The sequence below is a fragment of the Pseudomonas sp. microsymbiont 2 genome, from assembly GCF_054788395.1.
Map to the genome: position 1 here is coordinate 1,373,036 of NZ_CM139112.1, position 21,965 is coordinate 1,395,000.

Below are 21,965 nucleotides of genomic sequence, written 5' to 3' on the forward strand. Positions count from 1 at the left end.
TTTTGTCGCGCACCCGCACTGCATCGCCCGTTTGTCACGCTTCTTTAATCTGGAGTCCTCCATGAGTACTGCATTGCCTTCGCTGGGGTTCGCCGGGATCGGCCTGATGGGCCTGCCGATGTGCCGTCGCCTGTTGGCCGCCGGTTACCCGCTGACCGTGTGGAACCGCAGCCCGGACAAGTGCGCCGAGCTGGTCGCCGCCGGTGCCCGCCTTGCCAGCAGCCCCGCCGAGCTGTGCCAGGCGGCGGACATGGTGTTGCTGTGCCTGGCCGACACGGCGGTGGTGCGCGAGGTGGTGTTCGGCGAGCGGGGCATTGCCAGTGGCGGACGCAACGGGCAGTTGCTGGTGGACTTCTCCAGCCTCGAGCCCACCGCCACGCGGGAGATGGCTGCGGAGCTGGCGGCCCTGTGCGGCATGGCCTGGCTCGACGCGCCCGTGTCCGGCGGCACGCCGGGCGCCGAGGCGGGGACCCTGGCGATCATGGTCGGTGGCGAGGCGGACGATCTGGAGCGGGCACGGCCGGTATTGCTGGCCCTCGGCCAACGGGTCACGCACATGGGGGGCGTAGGCGCGGGGCAGGTGACCAAGGCCTGCAACCAGATGATCGTCGCCTGCAATGCCCTGGTGATCGCCGAGGTGGTGGCGCTGGCCGAACAGTCAGGGGTCGATGCACGGCTGATCGCCGAAGCCTTGGCCGGCGGTTTTGCCGACTCCAGACCCCTGCAGATTCTCGCCCCGCAAATGGCCGAGAGCCGCTTCGAACCGATCAAGTGGCACGTGCGCACCCTGCTAAAGGACCTCGATAGCGCAGTGAAATTTTCCCGCGAGCAGGGCTCTGCCACCCCCGTCAGTGGCCTCGCCGCGCAGTTGATGCGCCTGCACGGTAGCCAGGGTTATCTGCAAAAAGATCCGGCGACCCTGGTAGAGCTGTATCGCAACAAGGATTGAAATCGTTGTCCTGGCGATCGAGCCGGTCGAGGATCGGTCGTAGCTCGGCCAGAGGCACTGGGCGGCTGAGCAGGTAGCCCTGCAGATAATCGCAGCCGTGGTTGGCGAGGAAGCTGTGCTGCTCGGCGGTCTCGACACCTTCGGTGACCACTTTCAGGTGCAGGGTATGGGCCATCATGATGATCGCCTGGACGATCTCGCGGTCCTTCTGGCTGGCCGGCACGTCCTGGATGAACGAGCGGTCGATCTTCAGCACATCCAGCGGCAGACGCTTGAGGTAGGCGAGCGATGAATAGCCGGTGCCGAAATCGTCGATCGACAGGGCCACGCCCATGGCCCGGATACGCTTGAGCAGATTGATGGTGTGGTGGATGTCGCCCATCAGGGCATTTTCGGTGACCTCCAGCTCCAGTTGGCGTGGCGCCAGACCGGCCTGGAACAGCGCCATTTCCACTTCCGTGGCCAGTTCCTCGCGGCCGAGGGTGAGCGCCGAGCAGTTCACCGTGACCCTCAGTTCGGCGTAGCCGTGCTGGTTCAGCTTTGCCAGATCCTCGCAGGCGCGCTGGAGCACCCAGAGGTCCAGCTCGGCGATCAAACCGTTGGCCTCGGCGATGCCGATGAAGCGCTCAGGGCTGAGCAGCCCGTGTTGCGGATGCTGCCAGCGCACCAGGGCTTCGAGCTTGGCGACCTGCCCGCTGTGCAGGTCGAAGATCGGCTGGTAATGCACGCACAGGCCGCGCTCCTCGAACAGTGCCACGCGCAGCTCTTCTTCCAGTTGCAGTTCGAGGGTGGCACGGGTCTTCAGGCCATTGTTGAAGAAGTTCAGGCTGTTGCGCCCGCAGCCTTTGGACTGGTAGAGCGCAAGGTCGGCGTTCTTGAGTAGTTCCTCGGTGCTCTGGCCGTCGTCGGGGAAGATGCTGATGCCGATGCTGGTGGTCATCACCATGCGTCGGCCGGCCAGGTCGATCGGCTCTTTCATCCGCTGCATGATGCGTTGGGCCAGGTGTCGGGCTTCATCGCGGCTGTTGAGGCTGGTGACGATGCAGAACTCGTCGCCACCGAAGCGCGACACCAGGTCCTGGCCGCGGGTCGCCGCCTTGATATGGCCGGCGATTACCTTGAGCAGCTCGTCGCCGGCGGCATGGCCGAGGCTGTCGTTGATGCGCTTGAAGTGGTCGATGTCGAGGAACATCACCGCCAGCATGCCGTCATGGACGGACTGTTCGGCCAGGCGCTCGGCGAATACCTGGTTGAAGCCACGGCGGTTGACCAGGTTGGTCAGGGCGTCGTAGTGCGCCGCTTGCTGGAGCGAGGCGCGAGCCTGGTCGAGCTGGCTGAGCAGCACGTTGACCCGACGCAGGTCGTGCTCCTTGCTCTGCAGCTTCTTGTCGGCGAGGGCCGCGCTGATGCTGCTGCCGCTGATCAGCAAGGTGATGAAGGCGATGGTCAGCGCCAGTTGCAGGCTGTTGTCACCGGAGGACAGGTGCAGAGCGGTCTCCTGGGGGATGACCAGGGTCATCGCGGCCATGCCGGTGAAATGGGTGAGCACGATGCCGCCGGCCATCAGCAGGCTCGCGCCGTATTTCATCAGCAGGTGCAGGGTGCCACTGCCTTCGTGGAAGTAGCGGGCCAGCAACAGTGCGCCCAGGCTGGTGACCACGGCGATGCCGATGGAGGCCAGCAGCAGGCCGGTCTGGTAGTGCTGTTGGGCGCTGGTCTGCAGGGCGGCCATGCCGGTGTAGTGCATGGCGCTGATTCCCAGGCCGATAAACAGCGCGGTCTGCACGTAGTGGCGCAGGTGCATTTCGCCGCGGTTGAGGCTGTTCATCGCCAGCCAGGAGGCCAGCAGGGCGATCAGCAGCGAAAGGCCGGTCAGCGGGGCGTCATAGTGCATTTCCAAGGGGGCTTCGAAGGCCAGCATGCTGATGAAATGCATGGCCCAGATGCCACCGGCCAGGCAGCAGGCACCGAGCACGCGCCATTGCCTGCGGGCGAAGCGGTCTTCGCAGTGGCTTTGCCGTTCGCTCATGTCCAGCGTGGCGAAACAGGCGGCGCTGGCCACCGAGAAGGCAAGCAGCACCAGAAAAGGGTTGTGTCGGCAGTCGAGGACGATCTGTCCGGTCGCCGGCAGCTCGGCGAACAATTGCAGTCCCAGCCACTCCATTGCAGGCCTCTTCGTCGAGTCTTCACTCGTCCCCAAAAAGCACGGATGGAGACTGTTCCTGCTGGAGTATAGAAACGCGTGTTTAAGCCTTCCTGATTAATGGCACTTTGATTTCTACCATTTGGATATGAGGGTAATAGCTGTAAGGTCTAAATGGATATCGAAAGGCTGAAACGATCGCGGGGCAAGCCCGCTCCCACAAGCCCATTGGGCATTTGTGGGAGCGGGCTTGCCCCGCGATGACCTCTATAGAGATCAACCGGCGACGAGCACCCGGATCGCTTCAAGACGCAGCGCCGCTTTTTCCAGCGCCGCCAGGCCGTCCTCGCGTTGCTTGCGCAACGCATCGATCTCGCTGTCGCGCACGCTCGGGTTGACCGCCTTGAGCGCGGTCAGGCGTGCCAGCTCTTCATCGGCCTCGGCGGTGAGGCGCTGTCGGGCCTCGGCCACGCGCTCGTCATGCACCGGCAGGACCTTGGCCTCGCCTGCGGCAATGCGCTGGGCCAGCACGTCGCGCTGGGCCTGGACAAACTTGTTGGCACTGGCCCTGGGCACGCTTTCGAGCTGATCATTCAGGGTTTCGAAGGCCACGCGCGCGCCCAGGTCGTTACCGTTGGCGTCGAGCAGGCAGCGCAGCGCGGCCGGCGGCAGGTAGCGGCCCATCTGCAGGCTGCGTGGGGCCACCACCTCGCTGACGTACAGCAGTTCGAGCAGCACGGTGCCGGGCTTGAGCGCCTTGTTCTTGATCAGCGCCACGGCGGTGTTGCCCATCGAGCCGGACAGCACCAGGTCCATGCCGCCCTGGACCATCGGGTGTTCCCAGGTGAGGAACTGCATGTCCTCGCGCGACAGCGCCTGGCCGCGGTCGTAGGTGATGGTCACGCCTTCGTCGTCGCCCAGCGGGAAACTGGCGTCGAGCATCTTCTCGCTCGGCTTGAGCACCAGGGCGTTTTCCGAATGGTCCTCGCTGTCGATGCCGAAGGCGTCGAACAGGGTTTCCATATAGATCGGCAGGGCGAACTGGTCGTCCTGTTCGAGGATCGCCTCGACCAGCGCCTGGCCTTCGCCGGCACCGCCGGAGTTGAGTTCCAGCAGGCGGTCGCGACCGCTGTGCAGCTCGGCTTCCAGGCGCTCGCGCTCGGCGCGGGCCTCGGCCACCAAGGCGCTCCAGCCCTTGTCGTCGCCACCGGCCAGCAGCGGCAGCAGGCGCGGACCGAACCGATGCTGCAGGGCGTTGCCGGTCGGGCAGGTATTGAGGAAGGCATTGAGCCCCTCGTGGTACCACTGGAACAGGCGCTCTTGCGGGCTGTCCTGCAGGTACGGGATGTGCAACTGGATCGTGTGCTTCTGGCCGATCCGGTCGAGACGGCCGATGCGCTGCTCGAGCAGGTCCGGGTGGGCCGGCAGGTCGAACATCACCAGGTGATGGGCGAACTGGAAGTTGCGACCTTCGCTGCCGATCTCGGAGCAGATCAGCACCTGGGCGCCGAACTCTTCGTCGGCGAAGTAGGCGGCGGCGCGGTCACGCTCAAGGATGCTCATGCCTTCGTGGAATACCGTGGCCGGGATGCCGGAGCGCACGCGCAGGGCGTCTTCCAGGTCCATGGCGGTCTCGGCGTGGGCGCAGATCACCAGGACCTTGGTGCGCTTGAGCATCTTCAGGGTGTCGATCAGCCAATCGACCCGTGGGTCGAAGCGCCACCAGCGCTCGTCGTCGGCGGTCTCGCCCTGGGCCTGGAAGGCCACTTCAGGGTAAAGCTCGGCACGCTCGCCCGACGGCAGTTCGGCATAGGCGTCGGGGTTGGCCAGGGGATAGGGGTGTAGTTGACGCTCGGGGAAGCCCTGGATCGCCGCGCGGGTGTTGCGAAACAGCACGCGGCCGGTGCCGTGGCGGTCGAGCAACTCGCGGATCAGGCGGGCGCTGGCCTGGCTGTCGCCATCGCTGACCGCGGCCAGCAGCGCCTCGCCCTCTGCGCCGAGGAAACCCTGGATGGTGGCGTGGGCCTTGGGCGACAGGCGGCCTTCGTCGAGCAGCTCCTGGACGGCCTCGGCCACCGGACGATAGTTTTCGCTTTCGGCGCGGAAGGCGGCCAGGTCGTGGAAACGGTTGGGATCGAGCAGGCGCAGACGGGCGAAGTGGCTGTCCTGGCCCAGTTGCTCGGGGGTGGCGGTGAGCAGCAGCACGCCGGGAATGACCTGGGCCAGTTGCTCGACCAGCGAATACTCGGGGCTGGCCTGCTCCTCGTGCCACACCAGGTGGTGGGCCTCGTCGACCACCATCAGGTCCCAGCCGGCGGCGAACAGCGCATCCTGGGCCTTTTCGTCATCAACCAGCCATTCCAGGGCGACCAGCGCCAGCTGGGCATCCTCGAACGGGTTGCTGGCATCGCTTTCGATGAAGCGCTCGGCGTCGAACAGCGCGACCTGCAGGTTGAAGCGCCGACGCATTTCCACCAGCCACTGGTGCTGCAGGTTCTCCGGGACCAGGATCAGCACACGGCTGGCGCGGCCCGACAGGAGCTGGCGGTGGATCACCAGGCCGGCTTCGATGGTCTTGCCCAGGCCCACTTCGTCGGCCAGCAGTACCCGTGGGGCGATGCGGTCGGCGACTTCACGGGCGATGTGCAGCTGGTGGGCGATGGGTTGCGCGCGAACGCCGCCCAGGCCCCACAGGCTGGAAAGCATCTGCTTGCTGGTGTGCTGCAGGGTGTTGTATCGCAGCGAGAACCACGACAGTGGATCGATCTGCCCGGCGAACAGGCGGTCGCTGGCCAGGCGGAACTGGATGAAGTTCGACAGCTGCGTCTCGGGCAGCGTGCGCGGCTGGTTCTGCGCGTCGATGCCGTGGTAGACCAGCAGGCCGTCGGCATCGTCGACCTCGCGCACGGTCAGTTTCCAGCCCTCGAAGTGGGTGATCTGGTCGCCTGGCGAGAACCGCACGCGGGTCAGCGGCGCGTTGCGTAGCGAGTATTGGCGGGTGTCGCCGGTGGCCGGGTAGAGCACGGTCAACAGGCGGCCATCCTGCGCCAGGATGGTCCCAAGACCGAGCTCGGCTTCGCTGTCGCTGATCCAGCGTTGCCCCGGTTGATACTGCTGCGCCATACTGCCAAAACTCCCGCGATGAACAAAGCCGGCTATGTTAACGGATCGGCTGCGCCAGACCAAAGAATCTACAGAGTCTAGCGCGTTCATCGACGAACACCGCCCGCCATGAGGACCCTGCGCCACCATGTTTGCCAAGCACCGCTGGTTGAACGTCTCCTTGGGCCTGGGCAGCCTGGCGCTGCTGGCCGCCTGTGAACAGAAGAGTTTCGAGGTCCTGCCGCCGATCCCGACCGAGCAGTTGGAAGTGCTGGGCGTGCAGACGCCGATCAAGAGCGTGCACTTCCACGACCGCGAAGGCGAAGGGCTGCTGGTGCTGAGCCGGGTCGATGGCCAGGCCACCGACCCTGACACCGAGGAGGAAGTGGACAAGGTGGTGCTCAAGGCCACCCTGTATGGCCGCGCGAGCAGTGGCGAGGTGTTCAGGCCACGCTGGCAGAACGAGCAGGAAACCACCTGCGCCGGCCTGGACCTCGACGTGGACTTCTACACCGATGTCAGCGACGTCAGCGACCTGAACAAGGACGGCATCGCCGAGGTGACGGTGGCCAGTCATTCATTCTGCGGCGGCGGCATCGACCCCCATGACATCGCTATCGAGATGCGCGAGGGCCAGGCGGTCTACACCATCACCGGACAGTCGCTGATCACCCCGCCGGGCGAAGACCCGTTCGGTGGCGAGCGCGAAGACAGCGCTTCACTGAAGAATGCCCCGCAAGTGTTGCGTGCGCACATGGATGCGGTCTGGCAGCAGGTCTACAAACGGCCTTGGAGCGATTCCGCCGCGCCGTCGGACGACGACCCGGACGACGAGGCCGAGTAAGGCCACGCTATACTTCGGGCAGCCGCGGCGCTGTGATGCGCCGCACACCTTCGCCCGCAGGCGGACCACCAGCCGACAAAAAGGCTACAGGAGACCCACCCCATGCTGCCGCCCATCATTCCTCTCAGTGCCGCCCCCGTGACCTCGCAACAGGATCCGGTCAAGCCGCCGCCGACGATCGCGCCGGTGGTGCCCGCGCAGCCAACCTCCAGTGATGGCGCCATCGACCTGAAGAACCATCGCGACCCCGAGGAGCAGGCCTTGCTGCTGCGCGATGAGCAGCGGCGCCAGCAGCAGCGTCGCCAGCAGGCCGAAGGCGAGCGGTACGAGGCCGTGCCCGGCGATGAGCTGAATGCCGACAACACCGTGCCGGTGGCGCCACTGGGCGAGCGTACCCGCCAGGGATTGCTGGTGGACATCGAAGTCTGACTAGTCAGCACGAGCGCTTGCCTTCATCATGAAGGCCTCTGCTGTCCGTCGAGCCCGCCATGAGCCAAGACAACCTGATCGATTTCGGCGCCGAGCGCGCCAAACGCATCCATGACCTCAACGACAAGCGCCTGAATGACATGCGCCAGGCCTTCGAGCAGGCCATGCCGTTGGGGCAGGCGAAAAAGAAGAAGTCCAAGGGCAAGCCCAAGAAACGCTGAAACTTGATGCAGGTCAACCCTGCGCCCGCCTCGCGTGCCCGGTCCCGGGCACCTTTGACTCCGGTCAATTTTCCCCCGCCCTGCATTGGTTACCTTGCACCCATCGGATGACGGCACACCAAGGGAGGGGCCGACATGTTCTTCGACAACGTGGTTATCGCCGGAGTGGTAACGGTCGGGTTGATGTTGGCCTTCTTCGCCGGTCTGGGCATTTTCATCTGGAAGGACGCGAAGAAGCGCAACCAGCGCTGAGCCTTCCCGATTCACGAGCACGCAAGGCATTTAGGGCGACTTCGGTCGCCCATTTTTTTGCCCATGGAAAAGTCATTGCAGGCTTCGGGGCTGCCTTGCAGCCCTTCGCGGCGGTTCGGCGCCCCGACAAGCCCGCTCCCACAGGTACAGCGCATGGCTTGAGATCGGCGCGGTCACTGTGGGGCTTGGCCGCGAAGAACGCTAAAATGATGATTAGCTAGCTAATTAATCGTTCTCGATTTATCCTGCTTTGCATTGTCTATCTTTCTTGTACTACACCGCCTTGCCAAGGTCCGCCTCGTGCCCATCACCTTCCAGGCCCTGTTCGCCCCCAGCAGTCTCGCCCTCAAGTTCGCCATCAAGACCCTGTTCGGTGGCGGCCTGGCGTTGTGGCTGGCGCTGCGCTGGGGCCTGGAGCAGCCGGCCTGGGCGCTGATGACTGCTTTCATCGTCGCCCAGCCGCTGTCGGGCATGGTGGTGCAGAAAGGCCTGGCCCGTCTGGTCGGTACTTTGGTCGGTACCTTCATGTCGGTGGTGTTCATCGGCCTGTTCGCGCAGACGCCCTGGCTGTTCCTGCTGACCCTGGCCTTGTGGCTGGCGCTGTGCACCGCGGCGTCCACCCAGCTGCGCAGCGCCTGGGCCTATGCCTACGTGCTCGCCGGCTATACGGCGGCGATCATCGCCCTGCCAGCGATCGATCATCCGCTGCAGGTGTTCGACCAGGCCGTGGCGCGCTGTACCGAGATTAGCCTGGGCATTTGCTGCGCCACGCTCAGCAGCGCGCTGGTCTGGCCGCTTCGGGTCGAACAGCAGCTTGCCGGTCAGGCACGCCAGGCCTGGCAGAATGGCCTGCAGGCGGCCAGCGCCATGCTCGGCGGCGAGGAGAGTGCACGCCAAGGCCTGCTCGACAGCCTCGGGCGCATCGTCGCCATCGACACGCAACGTGAACATGCCTGGTTCGAGGGTCGCCGTGGCCGCCAGCGAGCCCGTGCGATCAGCGGTCTCAGCCAGAAACTGATGGTGCTGCTGCGCATCGCCCGCTCGGTGCGCCGACAGTGGCGTCAGCTCGACGCAAGCGAGGCCGGACGCCTGGCGCCTTGGCTGGAAGAAGTGCGCACGCAACTGGCCGCGCCCGATCAACCCAGCCTGCTGGTGTTGCGTCAGCGGGTCTGGGATGCGGCTCACGATCAAACCATCAGCCCCGCCGAACATTACTGCCTGGCGCGCCTGACCCTGTTGCTGGACTTTGCCATGGCCGCCAGCGGGGCCCTTGGCGACGTGGAGCAGGGCAGGGCGCCGAAGGAGGTGGCCCAGAGCCTGGCTGCCCACCGTGACCTGTCCCTGGCGCTGCTGTTCGGCTCTCGCAGTGCCCTGGCCTTCCTGGCCATGAGCAGCTTCTGGCTAGCCACCGCCTGGCCGTCGGCGCCAGGCGGGCTGGTGCTGACCTGCGTGGTCTGCAGCCTGTTCGCCAGCCGCGAGAACGGCGCGCAGATTGGCCTGAGCTTCCTGCGTGGCATCCTGCTGGCGATCCCGGTCGCGTTCCTGGTGGGGCAGATCCTGCTGGCGCAGTGGAGCAGCTTCGCCATGCTCTGCCTGGCAATGGGCGTGCCGCTGTTCTTCGGGGCCCTGGGCATGGCACACCCACGCATCGGCGCTACCGCCACCTCTTATTGCCTGCATTTCATCGTGCTGGTCGCACCGCTCAATGCCATGCATTTCGATGTCGCGAGCATGCTCAACAGCGCACAGGCCATGCTGCTTGGCGTGGGCGCTGCGGTGCTGGCGTTCCGTCTGCTGGTACTGCGTCATCCTGCCTGGCTCGGCCGCCGCCTGCGCGCCGCCACGCAGAGCGACCTGGTGCGCCTGACCCGGCGCGATCTGCGCGGCGCCGACAGCTGGTTCGGCGGGCGCATGGCCGACCGCCTGATGCAGTTGGCGCGACATGCCAGCGAACTGCCCGAAGCCGAGCGCAAGCGCTGGGACGACGGGCTGCATGGCCTGGACATCGGCGACGAACTGGTGCATCTGCGCATGTGCCTGGCGGTGGCGAAGGCGCCGCTGGGCGATGCCGAGCGCGCGTACCTGAGGCAACTGGAGGCGGTGCTCGCCAGCGGCCCGGCCCCCGGGCGCGGCAAGCGGCTGGACGCCGCCACCGAACAGTTCATCGAGGCCCTGCGCGGCCAGCCGCCCAGCGACCCGCTGCGCCTGGCCGTCGGCGCGGTATTGCAGCTGCGCAAGAGCTGGGGCAAGTGGTGCCTTTGGCAGGAGGACGTGCATGGGGTTGCGTGAGTGGGCTCTGGGGGGCGTGCTGCTCAGCCCGTTTCTGATCTATGTATTGATGGCGCTGGTGGTCACCGGCCTGGTGCGCATCTTCGTCCAGGCCACGCCCCTGGGGCGGTGGATCTGGCACGAGGCATTGTTCGACGCCGCGCTGTTCGTGTGCGTGTTGTACCTGGTGGTGAGGCTGCTGGGACCTTTGTAAGGAGTAAGTCCATGCGTACAGCCGTACGTACCCTGGTCACCCTGTGCGTGGTGATCCTCGCCGTGTTCGCCGGCTATCAGCTCTGGCAGTACTACATGCTCACGCCCTGGACCCGAGATGCCCGGGTGCGGGCCGACGTGGTGGTGATCGCCCCTGACGTGTCCGGTTGGGTAAGTGCGCTGAAGGTGCATGACAACCAGCAGGTCAAGGCGGGCGACCTGCTGATGACCATCGATCGCGAACGTTTCCAGGCCGCCTTCGACCAGGCCAGCGCCGTGGTCGAGACCCGCACCCAGCAGCTGCGCCTGCGTGACCGTGAAGCCGCGCGGCGCACCGCCCTGGGGCCTGAGGCGATCAGCGCGGAGCTGCGCGAGAATGCCCAGATCAACGCTGCCGTCGCCCGTGGTGAACTACACCAGGCCCAGGCGCAGTTGCAGGTGGCGAAGATCAACCTGGCCCGCAGCGAGGTGCGCGCCCCGCGTGGCGGGCACATCACCAACCTGCGCCTGGCCGAGGGCAACTTCGTCAATACCGGGCAATCGGTGATGGCGCTGGTGGACGACTCCACGTTCTACATCCAGGCCTATTTCGAGGAAACCAAGCTGCCGAGGATCCGCGTCGGCGACCCGGTCAAGGTCTGGCTGATGGGCGCTGGCGACTCGATGCAAGGGCATGTGCAGAGCATCAGCCGGGGGATCACCGACCGCAACTCGACGCCGGACGGGCAGCTGTTGCCCGAAGTGGAGCCGACCTTCAACTGGGTGCGGCTGGCGCAGCGGATCCCGGTGCGGATCCGCCTGGATCAAATCCCCGAAGGGGTGACGCTGAGCGCCGGCATGACCGCAAGCGTGCAAGTTCACGAGGAGCGCGCGGAGACCGGCGTGCCGGCTAACGATCGATAGCGCGTTTTCAGGCCATTGCTTTCAAGGTGTTCGCCGTTAGAGTTTAAGGCCCTCGCTCGGTCAATATCCCTCTCACCCAAAGCTCTGAAGGGCGGGTTCTCAGGGCTGCTGGGCGGTCGCCGCCAGCACGATCTCGCGGACGCACACCTGCTGCGGTTGCTGATACGCCCAGACGATCGCCCCGGCCACGTCCTGCGCCGTCAGCACCACGCCGCCCATGTCATTGGCCTTCCACGCCTCGTAGTCGCGCTTGATGCCCTCATCGGTGGTATGCCCGAGCAATTCGGTCTCCACCGCGCCAGGGGCGATGGTCACCACCCGCACATTGTGCGGTGCCAGTTCCTCGCGCAGATTCTCCGACAGCCCGTGCACGGCGAACTTGCTGCCGACATAGGCCACGTGGTTGGGGAAGGTCTTGCGTCCGGCCACCGAGCTTACGTTGATCAGGGTGCCATGGCGCCGCTCGATCATCCCGCCGACCAGCGCATGCACGCCGTTGAGCAGGCCCTTGACGTTGATGTCGAACATGCGTTCCCACTGTTCCGGGTCCTGCTCGTGCATCTGCCCCAGCAGCATCACCCCGGCATTGTTCACCAGGGCATCGGCCGGACCGTAAAGCGCCTCGGCCTCGGCCACGGCGGCGACGAGTGCCGCACGGTCACGGATATCCACGGCGCGGCACAGGCAATCGGGCAATGCCAGGGCATCGAGGCGTTCCAACCGGCGGGCGAGCAGCAGCAGGGGATGGCCGGCGGCGCTGAACAGACGGGCGGTGGCGGCGCCGATACCGGAGCTGGCGCCGGTGACGATGATCAGTGGTTTGTTCATGGTTGCCTCCCAGGCATAATCGTTTTCGATGGTCGGTATTCTAGGTAGCGCTCCTAACCATGAAAAACGGCTTATTTCTTTGGCTGGCATCGGTTTTGTCTATGGATATTCGTCATCTCAAAGCATTCATCGCGGTCTTTGAAGCGCGCAACATCACGCTGGCCGCGCAGCGTCTGTGCGTGGCCCAGCCGACCTTGTCGGTGACCATTCGCCAACTGGAGGAGGACCTGGGCGCCGAGCTGTTCCTGCGTCAGGCCCGCGGCGTCGAAGTCAGCGAACAGGCGCGTGAGCTGTATCCACAGGCCTGCCGCATGGTGGCCGAGGCCGACGCGCTGCGCCTGCGCTTTCGCCAGGGCCAAGAGCGGGTAGCGCTGGCGTTGGGCATCGAGGCGGACATCGCACCGGCTCAGGTCGAGGCCTGCGTGCGCCTGGCCAGCCAGGCGGTGGCAGGGTTGCAGCTGACGCTGCTCGAGGGCTGCGAAGGTGATGCGCGCCTGGCCGACGAGGCCCAGCGTTGCGAGGACGAATTGTTCCTGCCGCTCTGGGAGGAGGCGTTCGTGCTGGTCGTGGCGACCGGCAGCCAGCCGAATGGGCGCTGGATCACCTGCCCGCAGCACCCTTCGCACCAGCGCTTGATGGGGTTGTATGGCGAGGGCGAGCAGGTCGGCCAGGCCGGCTCGCTGCAACGGGTCCTGGCGATGGTCGCCGCCGGGCTGGGCGCGGCGTGGCTGCCACAATCGCTGGTCGAGCGTCATCCAGGGGTCTACTGGCAGCCGGGCCCGGGGCTGGCGCTCAGGCGGCGGATTGGCCTGTGCATGAGCAGCCAGGCCCTGGCGTTGCCGGCACTGGCCAGCTTGCACCAGGCCTTGATGGGACCTTGAGGCAAGACCTGCCCTCGTCGGGGCGGATCAATCTCAGAGGAACATCCCTCCAGACACCTCCAGGCGCTGTCCGGTGATCCAGCCATTGCCATCCTCCAGCAACAGGGCGATCGCCGCGCCAATATCGTCGGGCAACCCGACCCGGCCCAAGGCAGTGTTGCCGGCGATGTAGTCATTGACCTGCTGGTTGTCGCGCACCACGCCACCGCCGAAATCGGTCTCGATGGCACCCGGGGCGAGAATGTTCACGCGAATGCCGCGTGCGCCCAGTTCCTTGGCCTGATAGCGGGTCAGCACCTCCATGGCCCCTTTCATCGCGGCGTAGGCGGCGTAGCCGGGCAGGGCGAAACGGGTCAGGCCGGTGGAGATGTTGACGATGCGTCCACCATCGGCCAGCAGCGGCAGCAGGCGTTGGGTGAGGAAGAAGGGGCCCTTGAGCTGGATGTTCAGCAACTGATCGAACTGCGCTTCGCTGGTCTCGCTGAAGGGGACGTTCAAGCCGATGCCAGCGTTGTTCACCAGAAAGTCCAGTTGGCGCCGGCCAAACCGCTGTTCGAGGGATTCGCCCAGGCGCTGGGCGAAATCGCCGAAGCTGGCGCTGTCGCTGACATCCAGCTGCAGCATGGCGGCGCGCACGCCGGCCTGTTCGAGCGAGATGGCCACGGCTTGGGCTTCATCGGCCTTGCTATGGTAGGTGCCGATGACGTCGATGCCGCGGGCGGCAAGGTGCTCAGCGGTGTTCTTGCCCAGGCCGCGGCTGGCGCCGGTGATGAGTGCGATCTTGCGGGTCATGTCGGTTACCTCGGTGGGGTGGTGGTTAGCGACAGGTTATTGGTCGGTCGAGGTCTGTTAAATCCGCTGATTTTGGAAATACTGTTCGTGATGAATGGACAATTGAGGCCTTGATGAACAAGTTGGATCTGTTGCGCACCTTTGTCAGGGTCAGCGAACTCAGCAGTTTCACCCTGGCCGGCGAAAGCCTCGGCCTGCCGCGCTCGACCGTTTCCGAGCAAGTGCGCGCGCTGGAGAACCTGCTCGGCACGCGGCTGTTCAATCGCACCACGCGCCGGGTGCGGACGACCCAGGATGGCGCCTTGCTGTATGAGCGCGGCAAGGACCTGTTGTCGGGCATGGACGAGATCGAAAGCCTGTTCAGCGCCGACGATGCCGAGCTGGCCGGGTGCCTGCGCATCGACCTGCCGACCATGATGGCGCGGCGGGTGATCGTGCCGGCGCTGCCGGGTTTTCTCGAGCGTTTCCCGCGCCTGGAGGTGGAAATCAGTTGCACCGACCGTCAGGTCGACCTGCTGCGCGAGGGGTTCGACTGCGTCATGCGCATCGGCGCGCTGGGCGACCTGGATGTCGTGGCCCGGCCGGTAGGCAGCCTGAGCATGCGCAATTGCGCCAGCCCGGCCTATCTCGAGCGGCATGGCGTGCCAGAGCGGCTCGAAGACCTGACCAGCCATCGCTTGGTTCATTACGTGCGCAGCCTCGGCGCGCGCAGCCCCGGCTTCGAGTACGAGCAGGGTGGCCAGTTGTGCTTCCAGGCCATGGCCGGCGTGGTCACGGTGAACAACGCCGAGGCGTATTCCGCCGCTTGCCTGGCCGGTCTCGGCCTGATCCAGGTGCCGGCGGTGGGCGTCGAGGAGCACCTGCGCAAGGGCGAACTGGTGTCGTTGCTCGAGCCCTGGCAGGCACGGGCCATGCCGGTGTCGCTGCTGTACGCGCGGCAGCGCCATGTGCCGCGCCGGGTCCAGGCGTTCATGAACTGGCTGACGGTGTTGCTGGCGTCCCAGGTCGACCCGATGGCAGACGGAAACTGAACAACGTGCCGTGCTCCAGGCTCGACGTCACTTCCATCTGGCCGCCGTGGGCGAGGGCGATCTGGTTGGCGATGTACAGGCCCAGGCCCAGGCCTTGCCCAGGGGCGTCGCAGAGCGGTTGGCTAAAGGGCTGGAACAGCAGGGGCAGCGTCTGCGCTGGAATTGGCGCGCCCTGATTGTGCACGCTCAGGGTGAAGGTGCCGTCGGCGAGCGTGGCGCGCACGGTCACCGTGCCCTGGGGATCACCATGCACCAGCGCGTTGGCGATCAGGTTCGAGAGCAGCTGGGTGATCCGTTCGCGATCGCACGACAGGCCGCCAACCTGGCCGATATCCAGGGCGATGCGCCGCTGCGGGTGAATTCGCTGCAACTCGGAGGCGACGTGGCGCAGGGCTTCGGGCAAGTCGTGGCATGGCTGCAGGTTCAGCGGGATGCCAGTACCCAGGCGCCCCCGGGCGAAGTCCAGCATGTCGCGCACCAGCTGGTTGGCGCGTTGACCGCAGGTGAGGATGTGCAGGGCGATGGCACGTTGCTTGTCATCCCGCAGGCGCTGGCTGAGCAGTTCGGCGCCGGCGGTGATGGCGAACAGCGGATTGCGCAGGTCGTGGCCAAGCACGGCGATGAACTGTTCGCGAACCTCTGCCATGGCGCGCTCCTTGCGCAGGGCGCGCTCGGTGCGCTGGGCGTTCTCCTCGCTCTCGATCTGGATCGCCAGCAGGCGGGCGAAGGACTCCATCATCGGTTGGATCGCCGTGCCCTTGAGCGGTGTCGGCTGGGGATCCAGGGCGCAGATGGTGCCAAAGAAGCTGCCGTCGGTACGCAGCACCGGGACCGAGATGTAGCTTTCGAAACGGTACAGGCGTGGTATGGGGTGGTGGCAGTACTGCTGGTCCTCGCTGGCCTTGTCGATCACGATGGTCTGGCGGGTGCCGTGGATCTCGTGGCACAGGGTGGTGGCGACGTCGAGTTGGCTGCCAACCGCCAGGCCCAGGCCCAGGGTGTCGAGCACGGCACAGGCGGTCCAGCTGTTGTCGGTGACCCGCGCCACGGCGGCAAAGCGCAGGCCGGTCGTCTCGCAGATCACCTGGAGGATGGCCGGCACGGCATTGATGCGACCGATGATGGCGATGTCGGCATTGGCGGCCTGGGTCATGAAGGTGCGGGTCCGATGGCGGCGAAAGGGCTCGAAAAATCATTCTAGCGGGCCGTCGGACCGGGCAAAAAAATCTTGGCGAACGGTCTGGCAGTTACGCTAGGCTGGGCCTGCGCGTTGCCCGCCAGAGGCGACCGCTTGCCCTGTGTGCGTCACTTCCGGTTCTTCATGCGAGGTAACGCCATGGCCATCACTTCCCAGGATATTTGCAACGCTGCCGACCAGCTAAGAGGCTTCGTCGGCTTCCACGGCAAGCGCGGTACCCATATCGTGCGGTTTTCCGAGGACTCGTTCGGCATGGATGTGGCCGACGACAGCATCACCCCGTGCAGCGAGTTCGTCTGGCGGCCCGAGACCGAGGCGCGCATGGCGCTCTGCCGTGAGCGCTTGGCGCTGTTGCTGGCGCAGCATGTCGACGATCGCTTGAACATCGGCGAGCCGTTACGTCTTTATCTGCAGCGCACCGACCTGCCGGAGATCGTCGCCGAGCGCAACCTGCGCTGATTTCGGGTGCAGTGTTCATCTTGTGGGAACGAGGTCATCGCGGCGCGCGACCCGTTCCCGCCGGGTCAGGACACATCCTGGCGGGCGTCGCGTCCCGCCAGCAGCGCCTCGAATCCTTCGCGGTCCATCGGTTTGCTCAGGTAGTAGCCCTGCACCTCGTGGCACTGCTCCTTGTCCAGGGTCTTCAGTTGCTGCTCGGTCTCCACCCCTTCGGCCGTCACGGTCAGCCCCATGGCCTTGCCCAGGTTGATGATGGCCTGGACCACCGCCCGGTCGTTGCCGCTCTGGCTGCTCAGCCCGGCGATGAAACGCTTGTCGATCTTGATGCTGTCGAACGGGTAGGTGCGCAGGTAGCCCAGCGACGAGTAGCCGGTGCCGAAGTCATCCATGTTCAGGCGAACGCCCAGCTCCTTGAGCGCCAGCATCGTGCCCAGGGCGCCTTCTATATCGTTGAGCATGACGTTCTCGGTGATCTCCAGCTCCAGGCGCTGGGCTGGGAATCCGGTTTCCAGCAAGGCCTGGCGCACGTCGGCGACGACATCGCTGCGCGAGAACTGCGCTGGCGACAGGTTGACCGAGACCAGCAGCTCGTCGGGCCATTCGCGCGCGGTGCGGCAGGCCTCGCTCAGTACCCAGCGCCCCAGGGGGACGATCAGGTCGCTCTGCTCGGCCAGCGGAATGAAGGTATCCGGCCCGAGCAGGCCCTCCTGCGGGTGCTGCCAGCGCAGCAGGGCCTCGACCGAGACGATGCGCAGGCCGTCGAGGCGGTAGCGTGGCTGGTAGTAGAGAACGAATTCGTGCTGTTTGATCGCCCGGCGCAGGTCGTTTTCCAGCTGTCGGCGGTACTGGATTTGCTGGTTCATCTCCGGCGAGAAGTAGCGCCAGGTGTTCTTGCCGTCGGCCTTGGCCTGGTACAGGGCGATATCGGCGCAGCGGATCAGTTCGCCGGCGTCGAAGCCCTGTGTCCGGGTCTGGGCGATGCCGATGCTGGCGCCGACATGCAACTGATGCTCCTCGAAGCTGACAGGCTGCTGCAGCAGGTCGAGCAGGCGCGCGCAGAAGCGATCGATCTCGCTACGGTTATCCAGGCCCAGCAGCACCAGGACGAATTCGTCCCCTCCCAGGCGCGCGACCAGGTCACCGTCGCGGGTGGTATCGCGCAGACGGGTCGCCACTTCCTGCAGCACCGCATCGCCCGCCGGGTGACCGAGCGAATCGTTGATCGGCTTGAAACTGTCCAGATCGAGCAGCAGCAGGGTCAGCGCAGGCGCATCGCTGCCGCGCAGCAGGGCTTGCTCGAGGTGCCGGGAAAGCTTGTTGCGGTTGGCCAGACCGGTCAGCGCGTCATGCATGGACAGGTGCTGGATCCGGGCATGGGCGGCGACCTCGTCGGTGATGTCGCTGGCGGTACCGCGAAAACCGGCTAGCTTGCCCTCGTACACGATCGAGCGCGCCGAGATGCGGCAGTAGCGGTTCTGCCCGCTGGCGTCATCGTAGTTGCAGCGCAGGTTCGCCAACTGCTGCGGGTCGCTGTCGGCCTGGCTGTCGAGCCAGGGCAGCAGGGGCGTGGTGTCGCAGGACAGCAACTGATTGAGCGGCTGTCCGAGCCAGTTCTCGATCCGGTAGCCGGTGACGCTGGCGAAGCGTTGCGACAGGTAGGTCAGGCGATGGTGGCGGTCGGTTTCCCATATCCAGTCGGAAGCGGCTTCGGCCACTGCCCGGAAGCGCTGCTCGCTGGCTTCCAGGGCGCGGTTGCTTTGCTGCAGGCGCAACAGGCTGGCATCGATGGCCCGGGAGCTGCGCAAGGCGTGCCGGAACAGGTAGAGCAGCACCAGGCCGAGCAGTGCCAGGACGGCCAATAGTGGCGGCAGGAAGGCATGAAGCAACTGGCGGCCTGGCTGCGGGCTGTTCCAGGCCAGGTGATAGCCGGTATCACCCAGGGCGATATGGGGCTCTTCGGCCTGGGCGGCGCTGTCCTTCTCCAGGCGCATGCCGGTCAGGCCCGCGCCCGCGCCCAGCGCAGCCAGCTTGGCGTCGGTCAGCTGGTCGACGAACACCATCACCGGTGCCTGGCTGACATCGGCCTCGGTCACGTCCTTGTCCGGGCGTACCGCCGCCGCGCTGAGCACCGCAGGCCAGCCATTGAAACGCACGAAATGGGTAATCTGCTCGCGGGCCGGCGCGGCCTTGCGTGCAGCTTCGATAAGGGGCGCGAGGGGGCTGTCGATGTGCGCGCCGGCGGGCGAGTCGGTGGGCTTGCCCTTGAACAGGGCGTAGCTGGTGCGTCCGTCCTCGATCACGAAGACGCCTTCGTAACCGCTGGCGCTGTACAGCGACTCGCCGATGTTCTTTTCGTCGTAGGCCCACTGCCAGTCGACCTTGCCGACCAGGTGCTCGTAGGCGGCATCCCAGACCGCGTAACTGGAAAGGAACTGGCGCGAGGCCAGCAGCCGCTGCTCCAGCGCCTGGGTGGCGTGGAAGGCACTTTGCGCCTGCTCCTGGCGGTCCAGCGTGGCGGCGATGTTGAACAGCGCCACCAGGGTGAACAGGCAGGCAAGCCCGAACAGGGCGCAGAACGCGCCGACCAGGCGACGCACCTGCCGGTGTGACGTAGGGCTCGAGGGTGAAAGGTCGACGTTCCTGTCCATGTACGGGCGACTCCTTCAACTGCAGTCTTCCGCCCGGCCTGGGGGAAGGTTCAGTCAGGATAGGCCAGCTTGAGCGGTGTGACCTCGCCACGGGCGAAATTGACCTGGTCGCGGCCCTGGTGCTTGGCTGCGTACAAGGCTCTGTCGGCTTGTTCCAGCCAGTGCTCGGGCGAGGGCATGCTGGGGTGGATCGGCGCCATGCCAATGCTCAGGCTGATGCGCAGGTCCGGCAGCTGCGGGTTGCGATAGGCGCCCACACGCTCGCGCAGACGCTCCATGGCCAGGCAGGCCTGGGCTTGCCCGTTATTGGGGAGGATCACGCAGAACTCGTCGCCACCGTAGCGCCCGGCAAGGTCGTCCTCGCGCAGGTTGCGCTTGAGTTCCTGGCTGAGCTGGCGCAGGACACAGTCTCCGACCACGTGGCCGTAAGTGTCGTTGATGGCCTTGAAGTGGTCGATATCGATCAGGGCGACGACCGCTGGCAGTTGCTGTTGCTGGCAGATCTGGAACTTGAGCAGCAGCAGGTCTTTCCATGAGCCATGATTGAGCAGGCCGGTGAGGCTGTCGGTACGGCTCAGGGCGCTTAGCCGGCGCTTGTGCTCGGCCAGCTTGATCGCCAGCTGGTAGCACACCCAGCCCAGGGCCAATGGATAGAGCGTGAGCATCGGCAGGCAGGCCAGTACCTGCAGGGGCGTCGCCTGCGTTTGCAGGCCGGTGCCAAGCAGGGCGCTGGCCAGCAGCATGCCGCACAGCTGGGCCAGCAGGCCGCGTCCGAGCTGCCGCGTGCCGCCAGCGGCGACGTTGTTCATGGTCATCATCGACAGGATGGTGACGGTGGGCAATGGATTGAAATGCATCGCCGCGGTCCAGTATCCGCCCATCAGCGAGTCGATCAGCATGTTGCGTTGCTCGGCCTGGTAGGGCGCTGTCGAGCGCAATGCCCATTGATAGGCCACATGCGGCCAGGCCAGGCCATTGAACAGCAACAGGGCCCAGGCCCAAGACGGCGGCGACAGAGGGGCGATGGCGGCCATCACGCTGAACAGACCGATACCCAGGCCGATGATCCGCGGCAGGTAGATGCGCCTGACGAAAGAAATCCCTTTGCCGCTGCGGTTGTCGATCATGGTTGTCGTTCTTCTGTGAGGCGCCGTTTATCGCATAAGTCGCGTGAATATTGTTGAACAATCGCTCATCGGCGAAAAATGACCTTACAAGCCAATTCACGGTTGATCCGGTCCCTGTGGAGTAACATGAAGGCTTTCCTCTTGCTCGGAGTGCTCATGCTCATGGTTCCCATGGCTACCCCTGCCGGCGAGCCGGCACCGCGCCGGGATGGACGTTTCCACAATCAGGTCGAATTGCCGAAGGATGGCGCGCTCAAGAAGCTGCGCATCGGTATCAAGTACCTGCTGCTGCGCAAGCCGCCAGAAACCCGCCCTGGCACGGGGCTCAGTGTGCAGTCCATGACCCGCCAGCAGGTAGCCGATGCCCCGGATCGCAGCTTGTGGCGCCTCGGGCATTCCACTGTATTGCTCAAGTTGCGCGGGCGCTTCTTTATTACCGACCCGGTTTTCGCCGAGCGCGCCTCTCCGGTGCAATGGGCCGGGCCCTTGCGCTTTCACGCGCCACCGTTGGACATCGACGATCTGCCGCCGCTGACTGCGGTGATTCTCTCTCACGACCACTTCGATCATCTGGATGAACAGGCCATACGTCGCCTGGCGCCGCGCACCGAGCATTTCCTGGCGCCGCTGGGGGTGGGCGACCTGCTGATCGAATGGGGCGTGCCGCCAGTCAAGGTGCGGCAGCTGGACTGGTGGCAGGAGACCGAAGTGCAAGGCGTGCGTTTCGTCGCCACGCCCGCGCAGCATTTCTCGGGACGCGGGTTGTTCGACAGCAACCGACGTTTATGGGCGTCCTGGGTGATGATCGATGAGGGCATGCGCCTGTTCTTCAGTGGCGACTCTGGCTACTTTGCAGGCTTTCGCGAAATCGGCGAGCGTTTCGGACCGTTCGACCTGACTCTGATGGAAACCGGCGCCTACAACCTGGCCTGGCCCAATGTACACATGCAGCCGGAGCAGAGTCTGCAGGCACACCTGGATCTGCGTGGCCGTTGGCTGCTGCCGATTCATAACGGCACGTTCGATCTTTCCATCCACAGCTGGCAGGAACCGTTCGAACGCATTCTGGCGCTGGCCAACGCGGCGCAGGTCCCGCTGAGCACGCCGCAGATGGGGGAGCGGATCAGTCTCGACTCTCCCCATCCGGGGCAGAACTGGTGGCGGCCACGGCCACTGCCGCAGAAGGGCAGGGCGGTCGAGCGCGCTGTCGCGACACGCTAGCCATCGGTCTTCGAGGTTTTGTCATCCTTTAATAGCCGCGAGGGCGGCTTGCCGCTATCGCTGCGTACCTGGGCGTGACTGATGAGGGCGAAGATGAAGCTGCCGCCGATGATGTTGCCGGCCAGCGTGGGCAGGGCGAACTGCAGCCAGAAGGCTTGCCAGGTCTGTTCGCCGGCCCAGACCAGATAGGACACCTCGACCGAGCCGACCACGATATGGGTGAAATCCCCCAGGGCCATCAGGTAGGTGATCATCAGGATGATCCAGATCTTGGCGTGCTCCATGGACGGGATCATCCAGACCATGGTGGCGATCATCCAGCCCGAGACGATGCCTTTGGCGAACATCTGGGTAATGCCGTTCTCCATCACCTTGCGGCCAATATCGAGAAAGGCGATGTCGGTCTTGCTGTCGAAGATCGGCAGTTCGAGCATGACCCAGGCCACCAGCAGGGTG

The 21,965-nt window shown here is 65.3% G+C and carries 20 protein-coding genes (1 of these 20 cut by a window edge); 12 read left to right on the forward strand and 8 right to left on the reverse strand.

Going from position 1 to position 21,965, the window contains the following annotated elements; genetic code table 11:
* Positions 1–61: 61 nt before the first annotated feature.
* Entirely contained in the window at positions 62–949 is an 888-nt protein-coding gene (locus ACYUME_RS06255) for an NAD(P)-dependent oxidoreductase (protein ID WP_279887466.1), read from the forward strand.
* Here ACYUME_RS06255 and ACYUME_RS06260 read toward each other — a convergent pair.
* Both ACYUME_RS06260 and rapA read right to left on the reverse strand, forming a co-directional pair.
* Positions 849–3,113 (reverse strand): putative bifunctional diguanylate cyclase/phosphodiesterase, encoded by a 2,265-nt coding sequence (locus tag ACYUME_RS06260; protein ID WP_279887464.1) that lies wholly within the window; start codon positions 3,111–3,113, stop codon positions 849–851. The two genes, ACYUME_RS06255 and ACYUME_RS06260, sit on opposite strands and share 101 nt — an antisense overlap.
* 255 nt (positions 3,114–3,368) lie before the next feature.
* Positions 3,369–6,215, reverse strand: coding sequence for an RNA polymerase-associated protein RapA (gene rapA / locus ACYUME_RS06265; protein ID WP_279911489.1), 2,847 nt, complete (start codon positions 6,213–6,215; stop codon positions 3,369–3,371).
* Positions 6,216–6,342: 127 nt separating this feature from the next.
* Between rapA and ACYUME_RS06270 the strand changes: the two genes are divergently transcribed.
* The 7 genes from ACYUME_RS06270 to ACYUME_RS06300 all read left to right on the forward strand — a co-directional run bounded on the left by ACYUME_RS06270 (position 6,343) and on the right by ACYUME_RS06300 (position 11,324).
* A complete protein-coding gene (locus ACYUME_RS06270) occupies positions 6,343–7,038 on the forward strand; it encodes a M949_RS01915 family surface polysaccharide biosynthesis protein (protein WP_460418336.1) in 696 nt (231 codons plus the stop codon).
* 102 nt (positions 7,039–7,140) lie between these two features.
* The gene (locus tag ACYUME_RS06275; RefSeq protein ID WP_460418337.1) at positions 7,141–7,467 is read left to right on the forward strand and encodes an aspartate-semialdehyde dehydrogenase; all 327 of its coding nucleotides are present in this window, start codon (positions 7,141–7,143) and stop codon (positions 7,465–7,467) included.
* A 59-nt stretch (positions 7,468–7,526) separates the two neighbouring features.
* Complete coding sequence (locus tag ACYUME_RS06280) at positions 7,527–7,688, forward strand: hypothetical protein (RefSeq protein WP_279887944.1); 162 nt, start codon at positions 7,527–7,529, stop codon at positions 7,686–7,688.
* Positions 7,689–7,823: 135 nt separating this feature from the next.
* Positions 7,824–7,940: a cytochrome c oxidase subunit CcoM gene (gene ccoM / locus ACYUME_RS06285; RefSeq protein ID WP_279887943.1), complete on the forward strand. Its 117-nt coding sequence runs from the start codon at positions 7,824–7,826 to the stop codon at positions 7,938–7,940.
* Positions 7,941–8,240: 300 nt separating this feature from the next.
* On the forward strand, positions 8,241–10,229 hold the full coding sequence (locus ACYUME_RS06290) for an FUSC family protein (RefSeq protein ID WP_460418338.1): 1,989 nt from the start codon (positions 8,241–8,243) through the stop codon (positions 10,227–10,229).
* Positions 10,216–10,422, forward strand: coding sequence for a DUF1656 domain-containing protein (locus ACYUME_RS06295; RefSeq protein ID WP_279887939.1), 207 nt, complete (start codon positions 10,216–10,218; stop codon positions 10,420–10,422). The genes ACYUME_RS06290 and ACYUME_RS06295 overlap by 14 nt, the downstream gene beginning before the upstream one ends.
* A gap of 11 nt (positions 10,423–10,433) precedes the next feature.
* Positions 10,434–11,324, forward strand: coding sequence for an efflux RND transporter periplasmic adaptor subunit (locus ACYUME_RS06300; RefSeq protein ID WP_460418339.1), 891 nt, complete (start codon positions 10,434–10,436; stop codon positions 11,322–11,324).
* 99 nt (positions 11,325–11,423) lie between these two features.
* On the opposite strand, the gene ACYUME_RS06305 is transcribed toward ACYUME_RS06300, so the two are convergent.
* Positions 11,424–12,152: an SDR family oxidoreductase gene (locus ACYUME_RS06305; protein WP_460418340.1), complete on the reverse strand. Its 729-nt coding sequence runs from the start codon at positions 12,150–12,152 to the stop codon at positions 11,424–11,426.
* A 101-nt stretch (positions 12,153–12,253) separates the two neighbouring features.
* On the opposite strand from ACYUME_RS06305, the gene ACYUME_RS06310 reads away from it, so the two are divergent.
* Positions 12,254–13,033, forward strand: coding sequence for a LysR family transcriptional regulator (locus ACYUME_RS06310; RefSeq protein WP_279887935.1), 780 nt, complete (start codon positions 12,254–12,256; stop codon positions 13,031–13,033).
* 33 nt (positions 13,034–13,066) lie between these two features.
* Here ACYUME_RS06310 and ACYUME_RS06315 read toward each other — a convergent pair whose 3' ends face one another.
* On the reverse strand, positions 13,067–13,825 hold the full coding sequence (locus tag ACYUME_RS06315) for an SDR family NAD(P)-dependent oxidoreductase (RefSeq protein WP_279887934.1): 759 nt from the start codon (positions 13,823–13,825) through the stop codon (positions 13,067–13,069).
* Between the two features lie 113 nt (positions 13,826–13,938).
* Between ACYUME_RS06315 and ACYUME_RS06320 the strand changes: the two genes are divergently transcribed.
* Positions 13,939–14,856, forward strand: coding sequence for a LysR family transcriptional regulator (locus tag ACYUME_RS06320; RefSeq protein ID WP_460418341.1), 918 nt, complete (start codon positions 13,939–13,941; stop codon positions 14,854–14,856).
* Here ACYUME_RS06320 and ACYUME_RS06325 read toward each other — a convergent pair.
* Positions 14,795–16,009 carry a GAF domain-containing sensor histidine kinase gene (locus ACYUME_RS06325; protein ID WP_460418342.1) on the reverse strand — a complete coding sequence of 405 codons (1,215 nt, stop codon included), beginning with the start codon at positions 16,007–16,009 and terminating at the stop codon, positions 14,795–14,797. The genes ACYUME_RS06320 and ACYUME_RS06325 overlap by 62 nt on opposite strands.
* Before the next feature lie 183 nt (positions 16,010–16,192).
* Between ACYUME_RS06325 and ACYUME_RS06330 the strand changes: the two genes are divergently transcribed.
* Positions 16,193–16,513 carry a DUF2025 family protein gene (locus ACYUME_RS06330; RefSeq protein WP_279887928.1) on the forward strand — a complete coding sequence of 107 codons (321 nt, stop codon included), beginning with the start codon at positions 16,193–16,195 and terminating at the stop codon, positions 16,511–16,513.
* Between the two features lie 65 nt (positions 16,514–16,578).
* Here ACYUME_RS06330 and ACYUME_RS06335 read toward each other — a convergent pair whose 3' ends face one another.
* Together ACYUME_RS06335 and ACYUME_RS06340 are read right to left on the reverse strand one after the other, a co-directional pair.
* Positions 16,579–19,161, reverse strand: coding sequence for a bifunctional diguanylate cyclase/phosphodiesterase (locus ACYUME_RS06335; protein WP_279887927.1), 2,583 nt, complete (start codon positions 19,159–19,161; stop codon positions 16,579–16,581).
* 50 nt (positions 19,162–19,211) lie between these two features.
* Positions 19,212–20,288: a diguanylate cyclase gene (locus tag ACYUME_RS06340; RefSeq protein ID WP_279887926.1), complete on the reverse strand. Its 1,077-nt coding sequence runs from the start codon at positions 20,286–20,288 to the stop codon at positions 19,212–19,214.
* 126 nt (positions 20,289–20,414) lie between these two features.
* On the opposite strand from ACYUME_RS06340, the gene ACYUME_RS06345 reads away from it, so the two are divergent.
* Positions 20,415–21,509, forward strand: a complete 1,095-nt coding sequence (locus ACYUME_RS06345; RefSeq protein ID WP_460418343.1) for an MBL fold metallo-hydrolase — start codon at positions 20,415–20,417, stop codon at positions 21,507–21,509.
* Here the strand turns inward: ACYUME_RS06345 and ACYUME_RS06350 are convergent.
* Positions 21,506–21,965, reverse strand: the 3' portion of a protein-coding gene (locus ACYUME_RS06350; RefSeq protein ID WP_460418344.1) for a formate/nitrite transporter family protein. It continues 422 nt past the right edge of the window; only the last 460 of its 882 coding nucleotides appear in the window; its start codon lies beyond the right edge, outside the window — the gene reads right to left on this strand; the stop codon is at positions 21,506–21,508. The genes ACYUME_RS06345 and ACYUME_RS06350 overlap by 4 nt on opposite strands.

What these genes read in the sequence shown, in the direction of transcription:
- ACYUME_RS06255 (WP_279887466.1), top strand. Translation starts at nt 62, where the DNA reads ATGAGTACTGCATTGCCTTCGCTGGGGTTCGCCGGGATCGGCCTGATG.
- ACYUME_RS06260 (WP_279887464.1), bottom strand. Translation starts at nt 3,113, where the DNA reads ATGGAGTGGCTGGGACTGCAATTGTTCGCCGAGCTGCCGGCGACCGGA.
- rapA (WP_279911489.1), bottom strand. Translation starts at nt 6,215, where the DNA reads ATGGCGCAGCAGTATCAACCGGGGCAACGCTGGATCAGCGACAGCGAA.
- ACYUME_RS06270 (WP_460418336.1), top strand. Translation starts at nt 6,343, where the DNA reads ATGTTTGCCAAGCACCGCTGGTTGAACGTCTCCTTGGGCCTGGGCAGC.
- ACYUME_RS06275 (WP_460418337.1), top strand. Translation starts at nt 7,141, where the DNA reads ATGCTGCCGCCCATCATTCCTCTCAGTGCCGCCCCCGTGACCTCGCAA.
- ACYUME_RS06280 (WP_279887944.1), top strand. Translation starts at nt 7,527, where the DNA reads ATGAGCCAAGACAACCTGATCGATTTCGGCGCCGAGCGCGCCAAACGC.
- ccoM (WP_279887943.1), top strand. Translation starts at nt 7,824, where the DNA reads ATGTTCTTCGACAACGTGGTTATCGCCGGAGTGGTAACGGTCGGGTTG.
- ACYUME_RS06295 (WP_279887939.1), top strand. Translation starts at nt 10,216, where the DNA reads ATGGGGTTGCGTGAGTGGGCTCTGGGGGGCGTGCTGCTCAGCCCGTTT.
- ACYUME_RS06300 (WP_460418339.1), top strand. Translation starts at nt 10,434, where the DNA reads ATGCGTACAGCCGTACGTACCCTGGTCACCCTGTGCGTGGTGATCCTC.
- ACYUME_RS06305 (WP_460418340.1), bottom strand. Translation starts at nt 12,152, where the DNA reads ATGAACAAACCACTGATCATCGTCACCGGCGCCAGCTCCGGTATCGGC.
- ACYUME_RS06310 (WP_279887935.1), top strand. Translation starts at nt 12,254, where the DNA reads ATGGATATTCGTCATCTCAAAGCATTCATCGCGGTCTTTGAAGCGCGC.
- ACYUME_RS06315 (WP_279887934.1), bottom strand. Translation starts at nt 13,825, where the DNA reads ATGACCCGCAAGATCGCACTCATCACCGGCGCCAGCCGCGGCCTGGGC.
- ACYUME_RS06320 (WP_460418341.1), top strand. Translation starts at nt 13,939, where the DNA reads ATGAACAAGTTGGATCTGTTGCGCACCTTTGTCAGGGTCAGCGAACTC.
- ACYUME_RS06325 (WP_460418342.1), bottom strand. Translation starts at nt 16,009, where the DNA reads ATGACCCAGGCCGCCAATGCCGACATCGCCATCATCGGTCGCATCAAT.
- ACYUME_RS06330 (WP_279887928.1), top strand. Translation starts at nt 16,193, where the DNA reads ATGGCCATCACTTCCCAGGATATTTGCAACGCTGCCGACCAGCTAAGA.
- ACYUME_RS06335 (WP_279887927.1), bottom strand. Translation starts at nt 19,161, where the DNA reads ATGGACAGGAACGTCGACCTTTCACCCTCGAGCCCTACGTCACACCGG.
- ACYUME_RS06340 (WP_279887926.1), bottom strand. Translation starts at nt 20,288, where the DNA reads ATGATCGACAACCGCAGCGGCAAAGGGATTTCTTTCGTCAGGCGCATC.
- ACYUME_RS06345 (WP_460418343.1), top strand. Translation starts at nt 20,415, where the DNA reads ATGAAGGCTTTCCTCTTGCTCGGAGTGCTCATGCTCATGGTTCCCATG.